Here is a 13,403-nt window from a genome sequence, read left to right on the forward strand (position 1 = left end):
CGGCGGCCGCCCCGGACACCGGGCGTCGTCATCGCGTTGTCCGTCATTCCCACTCGAGCTCGGCATAAGCCGCAGTTAGATTGCGCCGGTGGTACTGGTCGTACAACGCCCAGGCCGAACGCCCTGCCGTCGCGTCCGCCGCAGCGTCCTGAGCCAGCATCTCGGGCAGCGTTCTGCCGGCCTTGATCGCGCTGCGGACCTGGGCCTGCACCGCCTCCAGGTAGTCGGTCTGCCGCGCGAGCGTGTCGCGCCAGGCGCCGTGGAAGTCGCCGTGCCCCGGCACCAGCCGTTCGGCCGGCGACAGCGCGAGCTCGCGACAGGCCGCGAGCCAGCCCGACAACCTGCCGTCGATCGCCGGGATGCGGCCGACGAACAGCAGGTCGCCCGTCCAGAGCGTGCGCGTGGCCTCGTCCCAGACGGTCAGGTCGTTGTCCGTATGAGCCGTCGGCCAGGCCCGCAGCAGCAGCCGTCGCCCGCCGAGGTCCAGGCTGTCCTGCTGCTCGACCAGACGCGAAGGCAGCAGCACCCGCGTCCCCTCTGCCGGCGGCCCGACGTCGCGCTGCACGGCCCGCAGGTAGCTTCCGGCACGAACCGCGAGCGCGCCCGGCAGGCGCGCGTGTCCGACGAACACCGGCCCGCCGTCGACGCCCTCGAACGCCGCGTTGCCTAGCACGTGGTCGGGATGCATGTGCGTGTTGACGACGAAGCACACCGGCTTGGCCGTGACGCTGCGCACCGCGGCCAGCAGGCGCCGGCCGACTTCCAGCGTGCTGCCGGTGTCGATCACGGCGACGCAGCGATCGCCGACGACGAAGCCGACGTTGGCCACGTCGCCACGGTTGGTCTCGTCGAACTCCTGCTGTTCGCCGCGATGCACGTAGACGCCGGCGGCCACGACCTCCAGCGACAAGGGCGCCGCGGCGGCCGCGGCTGCGCCACCGCGGGGATCGCCGGCGCATCCGGCCAGCCAGACGGCCGCCAGCAGCAGCGCCCACCCGGCGCGGCGGCACGGCGACACGCTCACGACGCCGTCACGGGGGCGCTGATGTCGAAAGTGGCCGACTCGGTGTCGACGACCACGGCCTTCAGCTCGCCGGGCCCCGTGGGCTGGACACGAAAGCGCAGGTTCGGGTTCTCGCTCAGCGTGAAGTCCACGTCGGCGGTCAGCACCGGGCGGCCTTCGAAGGTGATCGCCACGCGCCGCACGAAGCGCGGATGCGGGGCCAGGCGCGTCAGCTGGTCGATCGCGAGCCCGGAGATGTTGGGGTGGCTCACCATCAGCTGCGCCACGGCCGCTTCTCCGGGCGCCGCGGGCGGGTTCACGCTCAGCCGCATGCGGCCGAGATGGGCCATCGCTTCGGCGGCGTCCTTGCCGGCCGGCGCCGAGCATCCGCCGGAAGCCTTGACGAAGCGGGTGTCCATGACGAGCCTGCCGTCGTTCAGTTCGGCGATCGCCCGCACCGTCGTGTATTCCTCGACCCTGACGCGGGTCTCGAAGTCGGCGCGGCCCGACAAGGGCGTGAAGTCGATCGCCACCCCGAACGGCGACGGGTTGTGGTCGATGACCAACTGGATGCGCCGGATGTAGCGCTGCGGCGTCTGGGGAATCAGCGCTCGAACGGCGATCGGCACGACGGCCGCATCCTCCGCCCGGACCGGCGCCTCCAGCTCGATGACGCCGTCCGCCGATCCGATCTCGCGCGTGCCGAACACGGCCTGCCGCAGCGCCGGCCACGGGTCGGGCTTCTGCCGCCCGGGAGCGTCCGCCGCGGCGCCACGGCCTGCCAGTCCGACGCCCGCGGCCGCGAGGCTCCAGCGGAGCACATCGCGGCGATGCATGGATCTCGACTCAGGCATGGTCATCTCCTTTGCCTTGCTCGCCAGCGCCTCCGGCAGCGATCGGCATGCCGGCCAACCTTAGCACCGTGGCGAGCGTCGAAGCGTTCAGCTCTCCGAGAGCTTCTACTAGGTGGCAAGCGCCGCGCACCATCAAGGGGCGCCTGCGGGCAGGCGAGTCACAGCGCGCGCAGAGTGGGCGCGCGTGTGCATCGCCGACGCCGGCAGCGGCATCCCAGCCGAGCTCGCCGGGCCGCATCGCGGGCGAACGTCGCCCGTTCAGGGCGGGCCGAATCGAGGCGGCATGAAGGAGCCGCCATCCGGCGTTTGCGGCCCCTGGCGGTCGGTTCTCCTGATCTTGCGCGCCACCCACTGCTCGGCGTCGTCGACGAAGGTGAACACGACCGGGATCACCAGCAGGCTGAGGAAGGTCGAGGTAATCAGGCCGCCGATCACGACGATCGCCATCGGCGCGCGGAAGCTCGGGTCCACGCCCAGGCCGAGCGCGATCGGCATCATGCCGGCGCCCATCGCCACCGTCGTCATGACGATCGGCCGCGCGCGCTTGCGGCAGGCGTCGACGATGGCGTCCCAGCGCGCCAGGCCGTGCTCGCGCCGCGCCAGGATCACGTAGTCGATCAGCAGGATCGAGTTCTTGGTCGCGATGCCCATCAGCATCACCAGGCCGATCATCGACGGCATCGACAGCGCGGTGTGCGTGACGAACAGCGCCAGGAAGGCGCCCGGCACCGAGAGCAGCAGCGCCGCGAGGATGGTCAGCGGCTGCACGAAGTCCTTGAACAGCAGCACCAGCACGACGTAGATGCACAGCACGCCGGTGGCCATCGCCAGGCCGAAGCTCGCGAACAGCTCCTCCATCACCTCGGCGTCGCCCACCGAGGTCTGCATCACGCCGGGCGGCAGCTGGCGCAGGCTGGGCAGCGCCTGCGCCGCGTCCTGCACCTCGCCCAGCGGCCGCTGGTTGAGTTCGATCTCGAAGTTGACGTTGCGCAGCCGGTCGTAGCGCGCGATCTCGGACGGGCCGCTGGCGATCTCCAGCGTCGCCACGTTCGACAGCGCGACCGGGCCGCGCCGGCCCGGCACCGGCAGGCGCGACAGCAGGTCGATGTCCTGCCGCGCATCGTCCGGGAGCCTCACCACCACCGGCACCTGGCGCTGGCTGAGGTCGAGCTTGGCCAGGTCCTGCTCGTAGTCGCCCGCGGTGGCGATGCGCAGCGTGTCGGCGATGTCGGCCGAGGTGACGCCGAGGTCGGCGGCACGCGCGAAGTCGGGCCGCACCACCAGCTCCGGCCGCACCAGGCTGGCCGTCGAGGTGACGGCGCCGATGCCCGGCAGCGTGCGCAGCTCGCGCTCGACGACACGCGCGTGCTCGGCCAGCGCGGCGCCGTCCTCGCCGGCCAGCACCAGCACGTACTTCTCGTTCGACGAGCCCATGCCCACCTGCACCCGGGCGCCGGGCACGGCTTCGAGCGCGCTGCGCAGCTGGGCCTCGACGGCCTGCTTGCTCAGGCCCTTGCGCTCGCTGCGGTGCGTCATGTTGACGGTCAGCACCGCGGTGCGAACGTTGGAGCCGCCGCCGAAGGCGAAGGGATCCGAGCCCGCGCTGCCGCCGCCGATCGCGGTGTAGACCATTTTGACCTGCGGGTTGCGCTGCACCACCTGCCGCGCCTGTTCGGCCAGCGCGTAGGTCTGCCTGAAACTGCTGCCGGGCGGCAGCGTCAGCGTCACCTGCGTCTGCGACAGGTCGTCGGGCGGGAGGAAGCCGGTGTCCAGCAGCGGCACCAGCGCGAACGACCCGACGAAGAACAGCGCCGCCGCGGCCAGCGTGCGCAGCCGGTGCTTCAGGCACCAGCGCACCACGTTCAGGTACGGCGCCAGCCAGCCCGGCTCGCGCGCCTCGTGCCGCGGCGCCTTCAGCAGGTAGGCGGCCATCATCGGCGTCAGCATGCGCGCGACCAGCAGCGAGAAGAACACCGCGATCGCCGCCGTCCAGCCGAACTGGACGAAGAACTTGCCCGGCACCCCGCCCATGAAGGCCGTCGGCAGGAACACCGCGATCAGCGTGAAGGTGGTGGCGATCACCGCCAGCCCGATCTCGTCGGCGGCCTCCATCGCCGCCTGGTACGGCGTCTTGCCCATGCGCAGGTGGCGCGTGATGTTCTCGATCTCGACGATCGCGTCGTCGACCAGGACGCCGACCACCAGCGACAGGCTCAGCAGCGTGATGCCGTTGACGCTGAAGCCCAGCAGCTGCATCGCGGCGAAGGTGGGGATGGCCGCCAGCGGCAGCGCCACGGCCGACACGAAGGTCGAGCGCGCGTCGCGCAGGAACAGGAAGACCACCAGCACCGCCAGCGCGGCGCCTTCGTACAGCAGCTTCATCGAGCCGTCGTAGTTCTCGACGACGGGGTCGACGAAGTTGAAGGCCTCGGTGAGCTGGATGTCGGGATGCGACTGCTTCAGCCGCTCGAGCGTGGCGCGCACGCCGTCCGTGACGTCGATCTCGCCGGCGCCGCGCGAGCGCACGATCTCGAAGCCGACCACCGGCTTGCCGTTCAGCAGCGCGGCCGAGCGCTGCTCGGCCACCGTGTCGGCGACCGTGGCCACCTGGTCGAGGCGGATCTGGCGGCCGTCGCCCAGCGACACGGTCATCGCCGCCAGCTCGGCAGCCGACTGCACGGTGGCCAGCGTGCGCACCGACTGTTCGGCACCGCCCAGGCCGGCACGCCCGCCCGAGGCCTCCTGCTGGATGCGGCGCAGCTGGCGCGAGATGTCGGCCGCGGTGGCGTTCAGCGCCAGCAGCTTGGCCGGGTCGAGTTCGACCCGCACTTCACGCGTGACGCCGCCCACGCGCGTGACGGCACCGACCCCCGGCACCGCCAGCATCGCCTTGGTGACCTGGTTGTCGACGAACCACGACAGCGCCTCGTCGTCCATGCGTGCCGAGGACACGGTGTAGGTCAGGATCGGCGAGCCGGCGAGGTCGAGCTTCTGGATCACCGGGTCGCGCAGGTCGGCCGGCAGGTCCGAGCGCACGCGCGCGACGGCGTCGCGCACGTCGTCGACGGCCTCCTGCGTCGGCTTCTCCAGGCGGAACTCGACGGTCAGCGTCGCGGTGCCGTCCTGCAGGTTGGTGTAGACGTGCTTGACGCCCTGCACCGTGGCGATCGAGTTCTCGATCTTGCGTGCGACCTCGGTCTCCAGCTGCGCCGGCGACGCGCCGGGCAGCGACGCCGTCACGGTGACCATCGGCAGGTCGATGTCGGGGAAGTTCTGGACCTTCATCGCCCGAAAGCCCAGCAGCCCGGCCAGCGTGAGCAGCACGAACAGCAGGATCGCCGGCGTCGGATTGCGGATCGACCAGGAGGAGACGTTGAGCATGGCGGCGCTCCCGTTCAGTTGCCGGCCGTCACGGCCGCGGAGCGCGGCGCGCCGACCACCCTCACGGTGTCGCCGTCGCCGAGGAAGCCGCTGCCCGCGGCGACCACCTTGGCCGCGGCGTCGAGCCCGCCGGTGATCTCGATGCGCTCGCCGGCGCGCCGGCCGACGGCCACCTTGGTCAGCGCGACCCGGGAGTCGGCGCTCAGCTTCAGCACATAGTGGAAACCGTCGCGCAGCACGACCGCGCTCTGCGGCAAGGTCAGCGCCTCGCTGCTGCCGACCTCGAACTCGCCGCGCGCGAACATGCCGGCCCGGGTGTCCGCCGACGGGCCGAGGTCGACGTAGACGATGCCGTTGCGCGTCTGGGCGTCGACGGTCGGGGCGACGACGCGCACCGTGCCGGCGACAGCGGCGCCGTCATTGATCGGCAGCACGCGGGCCCGCATGCCGGGCTTCACGCGCGCCAGGTCGCTGGACGGCAGCTCGGCGCGCCATTCCAGGCGGCCCTGGCGGATCAGGCGGAACAGCTCCTGCCCGGCCGGCAGCACCGCACCGACGGTGGCCGAGCGGGCCGAGATGACACCGGCGTCGGGCGCGAGCACCTGCGTCTGCGCCAGCCGCAGCCGCTGCACGCGGGCGGCGGCGCGCTGCGCCTGCAAGCGGGCTTGGGCCGTTCGTTCGGCGGTGAGGTACTGGCTGACCTGCTGCGCACTCAAGGCGCCGCTGGGCTGCAGCTCGCGGGCGCGCCCGGCGTCGGCGGCGGCCTCGGCCAGCGCGGCCTCGGCTTCGGCGACGCCGGCGTCGATCTGCGCCAGATCGGCCTGCACCGTGTCGGGCGCGAACACCGCGAGCACCTGGCCGCGTTTGACGACGTCGCCGACGTTGGCGCGCACCTCGGCCAGGCGCAGGCCGTTGGCTTCGGTGCCGACGCTGGCTTCCTGCCAGGCGGCGACGTTGCCGTTGGCGGCGATGCGGATCGGCAGCCGCTCGATCTGCGGCTGGGTCACGGTCACCGTCAGCGCGGCCTTGGGTGCCGGCGCGGCCTTCGGCTCGTCGGCAGCGCGGGCACCGAACGCGAGGAAGGCGGCAGCGGCCACGGCAGCCACCGTGCACGACAGCACGAGGAGCTTGGAACGCGAGGGCATGGCGAAAGGCATCGGGGCTCCGTTATCGGTTCGGGTCTTGCGCCGCGGTGGCGTCGGCCGCGCTCCAGCCACCGCCGAGCGCGCGGTACAGCGCGATCCAGGCGGCGACACGTTCGCGCTGCAGGTCGATCAGCGCGACGCGGGCCTGCACGGCGCTGCGGCGCGCGTCCTCCAGCTCGAACAAGCTGGCGGCGCCGCTCTGCTGGCGGCGCTCGGTGGCGCGGAACGCGAGCTCGTAGCCTTCGGCGGCGGTGCTTGCGTCGTCGGCGCGCGTGGCCGTGCTCTTCAGCTGCAGCAGCGCCTCTTCCACCTCGCGCACCGCGGCGCGCAGCTGGCTGCGGTAGGCGACGGCGGCGGCGTCGTAGGCGGTGCGCGCGGCGTCGACGTTGGCGCGCCGCGTGCCGCCGTCGAACAGCGGCAAGGTCACCGCCAGCGGGCCGACCGACCAGGTTCGGCCGTCTAGCTGGGCGCCGGCGGCGTCCAGCCGCGCGGCGGCGACGGTGCCGGCCAGCGTGATGCGCGGCAGCCGTGCGGCGCGGCTTTGCGCCAGGTCGCCGCTGGCGGCCACCAGGTCGCGGCCGGCGGCGTAGAGGTCGGGCCGCTGGTTCAGCAGCGCGCCGGGCACGGCCTGCACGTCGATCTGCGCCGGGCGCGGCAGCTCGGCCGTGCGGGCCGCGAGACGGCCGCGCAGGCCAGGCTCGTCGTCACCGGTCAGCGCGACCAGCGCCTTGAGTTCGGCGTCGCACTGCGCCTGCTGGGCGGTGAGCAGCGCGTTGCCCTGCGCGGCGCTGGCGCGGGCCAGCGCGGCGTCGGCCGGCGCCCGGAACCCCGCGCGGGCGCTGAGTTCGGTCAGCCGGGCCGATTCGGCGCGCGACGCGGCGTCGGCGCGGCTCTGCACGAGCTGCGCTTCGCAGGCGCGCAGCGCGAGGTAGCGGCCGGCGACCTCGGCGGCCACCGACACACGCGCCGCGTGCCACGACGCTTGGGCGCCTTCGAAACGCGCCTGCGCCGCGTCGCGGGCGGCGCGGCCGCCGCCGAAGAGGTCGAGCTCCCAGCCCGCCTGCAGCCCGGCCGAGCGGCTGGTGCCGACCGAAGCACCCAGCTCGGACCGAGCACGGGTGACGCCGGCCGTGGCCTCGAGCGTCGGCAGCAGCGCCGCCCCGGCGGCGACGCCGGCCGCGCGCGACTGCGCCAGCCGGGACGCGGCGGCGGCGAGCGTCGGGCTTTCCTGCTGCGCTGCGGCGATCAGCTGCACGAGCAACGGGTCGTCGAACTGCTGCCACCAGCGCGTCAGATCGGCCACGCGGCCGTCGTGCGGCAGCGGCGCCGACCATTGCGGCGGCGCGACGGCCGCAGGTGCAGGCGGCGGCTCGACCGCCGCACAGGCGCCCAGCAGCAAGGCCGCCAGGGCCGGCGCGGCACGGCGGTGGAACGTGAGATGCATGGTCATCAGGGAGTCGGTTGGCTCTCGCCTTCGCGCGCGCGCCGGCTGAACAGCAGCGGCAGCGCCAGCAGGTAGAACAGCGCCGCGGCGATCCAGACGCTGCCCGGCGCAGACTGCTGCGTCGCCGCGAAGGCCGCCGTGACGACCAGCGGCCCGCCGACGCCGATCAGGCTCGTGAGGCTGGCCAGCGTGCCCTGCAGCTCGCCCTGGTGCTGCTCGTCGACCTGGCGCGCCAGCATCGCCTGCAGCGCCGGCAAGGCCAGGCCGCCGGCGGCGAACAGCGGCAAGAGCGCGAACGGCATCCAGCCCACCGTCGCCACGCCGATCAGCACGAAGCCCAGGCCGTCGGCGGCCATGCCGACCAGCAGCCCGCGCCGCTCGCCGAGCCGGGCCACCAGCGGCCCGGTGACGAAGGCCTGCGAGACGGCATGCAGGCCGCCGTAGCAGGCCAGCGACAGGCCCGCGACCCAGGCGGTCCAGCCGTAACGCTCCTGCCCGTACAGGATCCACAGCGAGCCCGGCACCTGCGACACCAGCGCGACGACGGCGAACACGCCGACCAGCGGCAGCAGCGGCCGCCGGCCCTGCAGGCGGTGCAGCGCCGAGAAGGCGCTGAGCTTGACGACTTCCAGCGCGGCCGTGCGGTGCTGGTTGGACTCGGGCAGCACGCGCCAGGCGAGCAGCAGGTTCAGCGCGTTCATCGCCGCCGCTGCCAGGAAGGGCGCACGCAGCGACCATTCGCCGAGCGCGCCGCCGATCAGCGGCCCGACGACGAAGCCCAGGCCCAGCGCCGCGCCCATCTGGCCGTAGCGCCGGGCGCGGTCGGGCTCGTCGGTGACGTCGGTGATGTAGGCCGTGCCCACCGCCATGCTGGCGCCGGTGACACCGGACAGCACGCGGCCGACGTACAGCCAGGCCAGGTTGGGCGCCAGCGCCATCAGCACGTAGTCGGCCGCCGCGCCGGCCAGCGAGGCCAGCAGCACCGGCCGGCGGCCGTAGCGGTCGCTCAAGGCGCCCAGCACCGGGGAGAACAGGAACTGCATCGCCGCATAGACGGCCAGCAGCGCGCCGTAGTGGTAGGCGGTGGCGTCGGCACCGGCGAGTTCACGCAGCAGGCCGGGCAGGATGGGGAACACCAGGCTCATGCCGACGGCGTCCAGCGCCAGCGTCAGCAGGATGACGGTCAAAGCTCGGTTCACAGACTCTCTCTATCATTGATAGACGGATTGTGAACCATCTTCCCGATCATTGATAGAGTGACACCATGACCGACCGTGCCCGACTCCACCGCGACGACGTGCTGCGCGCCGCCCTCGAGCTGTTGAACGAGGTCGGCATCGACGCGCTGACCACCCGCAGGCTGGCCGAGCGCCTGGGCGTGCAGTCGCCGACGCTGTACTGGCATTTCGAGAGCCGCGCCGCGCTGCTGGACGCGATGTCGGCCGCCGTCATGCTGGAAAGCCGTGCCCGGCTGTCCCCCGACCCGCAGCAGCCCTGGCAGGACTGGCTGATGGCCGACGGCCTGAGCTTCCGCCGTGCGCTGCTGGCCTACCGCGACGGCGCGCGGCTCCATGCCGGCACCCGGCCTGGCAAGGCCCAGCACGAGCCCATCGAGGCCCGGCTGCGCATGCTGCACGCGGCCGGCTTCACGCCGGTCGCTGCGACGACGCTGCTGATGTCGGTGGGTCGTTTCGTCGTCGGCTGGGTGCTGGAGGAACAGTCGATCCAGCAGCCCGATGCCCTGGCGGCCGCCGCGATTCCCGACGCCACGCAATACCCGCTGCTGGCCGAAGGCTGGGCCGCGACGGTGGGCGGCGATGCCGACCTGTTGTTCGAGCGCGCGCTGCGTCTGCTCCTGGACGGAGCCCAGGCGCGACGGCGCTGACGCGGCGCTCGGCAGCCTGCGCCCTCCCCGGCCCAAGGGCGACGCCGCCTATTTGACCGGCTCGATCCTGGGCTGCTTCTGCTTGTCGAGCATGCGCACGTTGAACTTCATCGTCCGGACTTCCTTGGCGCCCTGCATCACCGTCTTCTCTTCGGTCTTGGTGTACTTGTAGGAGCCCTCGCCTTCCAGCTCCACCACCTTGATCGTGCCGCCGGCCTTGACCGACGCGCCCCACTCGTCGGAGCTGGTCTTGGCGGTCGTGTTCTCGTCCTCGGTCTCCAGCGTCAGCTCGAGGTTCGCTTCCTTGGTCTGGCCGATGATGTTGAAGCCGGTCACGCCGTCCATGCTGCCGAACTGGTCCGTGCGCTGGATCTCCAGCGACCAGCTGCGCGGCTCGATGCCCGAAGGCGCCTGGATCGTGCGCGGCTTCACGGCGCCCTGCACGCGCACGACGACGCCCGCCTTGATGCTGGACGGCACGTCCATGTAGAGGATGTTGCTGCTCTGCTGGTTGCCGTCCGGGATGTAGCTTCGCATCGTCTGCGTGTCCTGCAGCTCGACCTGATAGTCGCCCCACATCTCCTGGCCGGTGTCGAACAGGAAGGTGAAGGTCAGGCGCCGTGTCTTCGGGCTCAGGACGACGGGCTTCTTCGGCTCCAGCGGCTTGGGAACCCCCTTGATGACGGGCGGGGTCTCGGGCTTGGGTGGCGGCACCGTCTCGGGCTTGGGCGCGGGCTCCGGCTTGGGGTCCGAAGCCGGTGGCGCCACGTTGTTCTTCACCTGCCCGGTGAGCAGTTCGCTCATCAGGTCGGCCCGTTGCTGCGGTGACAGCTCCTTGGCATTGCGGATGGTGCTCACCAGGCCGCTGGTCTGGGCGTTCTTCAGCCCTTGCGAGGCCAGCTGCGTGGCGTTGTTGGACAGCGTCGTGAGGTAGGGCCCCAGCTCCTTGATGCCGGACATGTCCCGGAACGGCCCCAGTGCCGCGAGCACGCCGGACGCCGCGTTGAAGCCGCCGGCGTCCGGGAGGCTCTGCGGATTGACGATGTTGACGATCGGCGTCGGGAACGCGGTGGGCGCCAGTCCCTTGGTCGGGTCCTGGTAGCGCGAGTCGGTGCTGGCGGGCGCGATGTCGGGCGCGTCGTCGGGAATGGGCGAGGTCTGCCAGTCCCAGAAGCGGTCGGGATCGATGATCTCCGAGGCGTTGCAGTGGCCGAGCTTGGCCTCGGCGAACACCCCTCGCGCCGGCACCGTCAGCAGCTGTTCGACGTACTCGAGGTACGGCGTCTTCGACACGCCCAGGTTCCGGGTCTCGAAGGCCTGGTCGAGCGCCCGCTGGGCGCCGGCCACCGTGGGCATGACCAGATACTCGCCGTCGACCTCGAGCAGGGTGTTGTCGACGAGGTCCAGCAGCGGGACGCCGGCCACCCTCCAGCCGTCCAGACGGACGGCGCGGTCGGCCGCGGTCTCCGCCAGCCAGATCGCGCGCCAGTAGTGGCCGGCATGGGCGTTCAGGTGTTCGACCAGCCGGCGCAGGCAGCAGCGTTCGTCGTCGCTGAGCAGGTCGTCGACCGAGGTCAGCGGCGGCGTGAAGGCGAGCACGTTGGCGCGGGTGCTGCCGTCCCACTTGACGGCCGCCGGCGTCGGGACGCCGTCGAACATCGTCCAGCGATCGCTGCCGGACTGCGTCACGAACTTCATGCGCGTCACCAGCCAGTCGGCCGGTGAGCCGCGGTTCGTGAACTCGATCCGGTTGCCGGGCGCGATCGTCTGTCCCACCTCGATGGCGGCGACGTTGCCCCAGCGGATCTTGCGCGTCGGCCGCAGCGAAGCGATGAACTCCTCGTTCGGCCGCACACGATGCGGTGCGAAGAAGTTGTCCAGCACCGTCGGCAGCGGGGTCGAGCCGCTCATGACGACCAGCGACAGGTCGCTGAAGGCGCATTCGATCGGCGTGCCGCCGGCCTTGGGGATGACCGTCAGATACAGGTTCATCTGCGGGCCGTCGGCGCCCGTCGCGACGGTGAAGCTGAACTCCTCCAGTTCGTGGTCGTCGGAGGGAACGCCGAGCAGCGCACGCTTGTTCTTCTCGCGCTCGAAGTTGAAGGCCAGGCAGGCGCGCTTCTTGACGACCTCGAGGCAGCCGCGCACGGATTCGTCGAGCAACGCCGCGGCGATCTCGGCGCCGTAGCGCTCGATCAGCGAGTAGTCCGGTTCACCCGAGAGCGAGAAGTCGAATCGCGTCGATTCGTGCCGCAGGAACAGCACCGGCCGCACGTTGACCGGCTTGGTGAGCACGCGGTGGTGCTGCAGCACCTCGTAATACAGGATCGTCAGCGCGTGGCTGTGGTTGTAGTTCGCGACGACGCGCGTGCGGGCCTGCGCGTCTTCGCCTTGCTCGGCCTGCACGACGACGGTCGAGTTCAGCTCGCGCTGCACGCTCGAAGCCTGGTGGAACGCGTCGCTGATCTTCTGCGTGGTATCGCCGACGACCGAACGCATGCCTTCGGAGTCCGTCGAAGCGCCGCCGGCCCCGAACGCGCCGCCGACGCCCAGGCTGACCGGGCCGATCGGGATGCCCGCACCAGCGCTCAAGGCGCCGCCGGCCATGAACGAAGAGCCCGACTGGCTCTCGTGCACCACCATCTGCACGGCCTCCGTCAGGGTGCGGTCGCGCAGCGCGGCGTGCTGGAGGTCTTCCTTCTCGCTGGTCTGTTCGGAGCGCTTGGCCGCGTCGCGCCGGGTCCAGTCCACGACCGAGATCTTCATCTTCTCGCCCGGCGCCAGCGGCAGGCTGTAGCTGATCTGCCCCAGCGAATGGCCGACCGGGAACCACTCCGACTGGTAGTTGACCTGGTAGCCCAGCCGCAGACGGCCATTGAAGCCGGACACCGGCAGCCGGGCCGCGCCCTCGCCACGCGCCGCCTCGGTGCTGGACGGCGTGCGCACCAGCTGGCGGAACCGCACCATGCGCGTGGCCAGATTGGCCGGCAGCAGCGTCTCGCAGCCGTCCTCCCCGATGAGCAGGGCGCCGGACATCGAGAACGAGCCGGGCGACAGCCGCCAGTCGTCGATGCCGGGCGTCTGCATCGCCGGCATCGGCGGCCACGGCGGCCGGTTGGCCAGCATCACCACGTCCATGTCGATGCGAAGGCACAGGAAGTCCGGCCCGACGTCGCCTTCGGCCAGCGCGTCGAAGGCGATGGCCGAGTCCTTGTACGGGAACACGAGCAGGCGACCGAGCGTGATCGTCAGCCGGGGACGAGGGGCGCCCAGCAGGCCGGCGCTCTTCAGCGCCGCCTGCAGCGACTGCAGCACGTCGATGTTCCGCAAGGGCCAGAGGTCGAACGACCCGTAGCCGACGTGGTCGGTGCCGACGACGCCCAGCGGCAAGGACGGCCAGTCGATGGCGGCGACCGCGTCGGCGTCGTCCAGCGCCAGCTCGCTGGCGCGCGCCAGCGCGAACTCGGCCAGCGCGAACACCGGCATCCTGGAGACGGCCGCCGCCGTGTCGATGTGGCGGGCGAAGACGCTCAGGCGCTCCCAGGGAAGCTCGAGGTCGAAGCCCCAGTCGAAGCCCAGCTCCGCCTCCGGCGGACGCAGGTCGCTCAAGGCCGCCGTCGACGGGGTGTAGTACCTGAGGCTCGCAAAGGCGGCGGTGCGCAGCGGCATGTCGTGCTCCGGTGACGCATTC

The 13,403-nt window shown here is 71.8% G+C and carries 8 protein-coding genes; 1 reads left to right on the top strand and 7 read right to left on the bottom strand.

Annotation, left to right across the window (positions count from 1 at the left end):
• Window positions 1-43: 43 nt before the first annotated feature.
• The 6 genes from RGE_RS14470 to tet all read right to left on the bottom strand — a co-directional run bounded on the left by RGE_RS14470 (window position 44) and on the right by tet (window position 9,026).
• A complete protein-coding gene (locus RGE_RS14470; protein ID WP_198408828.1) occupies window positions 44-1,024 on the bottom strand; it encodes a quinoprotein relay system zinc metallohydrolase 2 in 981 nt (326 codons plus the stop codon).
• On the bottom strand, window positions 1,021-1,857 hold the full coding sequence (locus RGE_RS14475) for a quinoprotein dehydrogenase-associated SoxYZ-like carrier (protein WP_148280195.1): 837 nt from the start codon (window positions 1,855-1,857) through the stop codon (window positions 1,021-1,023). The genes RGE_RS14470 and RGE_RS14475 overlap by 4 nt, the downstream gene beginning before the upstream one ends.
• A 258-nt stretch (window positions 1,858-2,115) precedes the next feature.
• The gene (locus tag RGE_RS14480) at window positions 2,116-5,238 is read right to left on the bottom strand and encodes an efflux RND transporter permease subunit (protein ID WP_014429173.1); all 3,123 of its coding nucleotides are present in this window, start codon (window positions 5,236-5,238) and stop codon (window positions 2,116-2,118) included.
• Window positions 5,239-5,252: 14 nt separating this feature from the next.
• Complete coding sequence (locus tag RGE_RS14485) at window positions 5,253-6,395, bottom strand: efflux RND transporter periplasmic adaptor subunit (protein WP_014429174.1); 1,143 nt, start codon at window positions 6,393-6,395, stop codon at window positions 5,253-5,255.
• A gap of 10 nt (window positions 6,396-6,405) precedes the next feature.
• Window positions 6,406-7,827 (bottom strand): efflux transporter outer membrane subunit, encoded by a 1,422-nt coding sequence (locus RGE_RS14490; protein ID WP_148280196.1) that lies wholly within the window; start codon window positions 7,825-7,827, stop codon window positions 6,406-6,408.
• A gap of 5 nt (window positions 7,828-7,832) precedes the next feature.
• The gene (gene tet / locus RGE_RS14495; RefSeq protein ID WP_014429176.1) at window positions 7,833-9,026 is read right to left on the bottom strand and encodes a Tet(A)/Tet(B)/Tet(C) family tetracycline efflux MFS transporter; all 1,194 of its coding nucleotides are present in this window, start codon (window positions 9,024-9,026) and stop codon (window positions 7,833-7,835) included.
• Between the two features lie 65 nt (window positions 9,027-9,091).
• On the opposite strand from tet, the gene tetR reads away from it, so the two are divergent.
• Window positions 9,092-9,712 (top strand): tetracycline resistance transcriptional repressor TetR, encoded by a 621-nt coding sequence (gene tetR, locus RGE_RS14500; protein WP_014429177.1) that lies wholly within the window; start codon window positions 9,092-9,094, stop codon window positions 9,710-9,712.
• A 48-nt stretch (window positions 9,713-9,760) separates the two neighbouring features.
• Here tetR and RGE_RS14505 read toward each other — a convergent pair whose 3' ends face one another.
• On the bottom strand, window positions 9,761-13,381 hold the full coding sequence (locus RGE_RS14505) for a hypothetical protein (RefSeq protein ID WP_014429178.1): 3,621 nt from the start codon (window positions 13,379-13,381) through the stop codon (window positions 9,761-9,763).
• Window positions 13,382-13,403: the final 22 nt, after the last annotated feature.

The sequence above is a fragment of the Rubrivivax gelatinosus IL144 genome, from assembly GCF_000284255.1.
Classification (GTDB): domain Bacteria; phylum Pseudomonadota; class Gammaproteobacteria; order Burkholderiales; family Burkholderiaceae_C; genus Rubrivivax; species Rubrivivax gelatinosus_A.

Excerpts from the sequence above, each read along its gene's own strand:
- RGE_RS14485 (WP_014429174.1), bottom strand. The coding sequence starts at position 6,395 with ATGCCTTTCGCCATGCCCTCGCGTTCCAAGCTCCTCGTGCTGTCGTGC.
- RGE_RS14490 (WP_148280196.1), bottom strand. The coding sequence starts at position 7,827 with ATGCATCTCACGTTCCACCGCCGTGCCGCGCCGGCCCTGGCGGCCTTG.
- RGE_RS14505 (WP_014429178.1), bottom strand. The coding sequence starts at position 13,381 with ATGCCGCTGCGCACCGCCGCCTTTGCGAGCCTCAGGTACTACACCCCG.
- RGE_RS14475 (WP_148280195.1), bottom strand. The coding sequence starts at position 1,857 with ATGCCTGAGTCGAGATCCATGCATCGCCGCGATGTGCTCCGCTGGAGC.
- tetR (WP_014429177.1), top strand. The coding sequence starts at position 9,092 with ATGACCGACCGTGCCCGACTCCACCGCGACGACGTGCTGCGCGCCGCC.
- RGE_RS14480 (WP_014429173.1), bottom strand. The coding sequence starts at position 5,238 with ATGCTCAACGTCTCCTCCTGGTCGATCCGCAATCCGACGCCGGCGATC.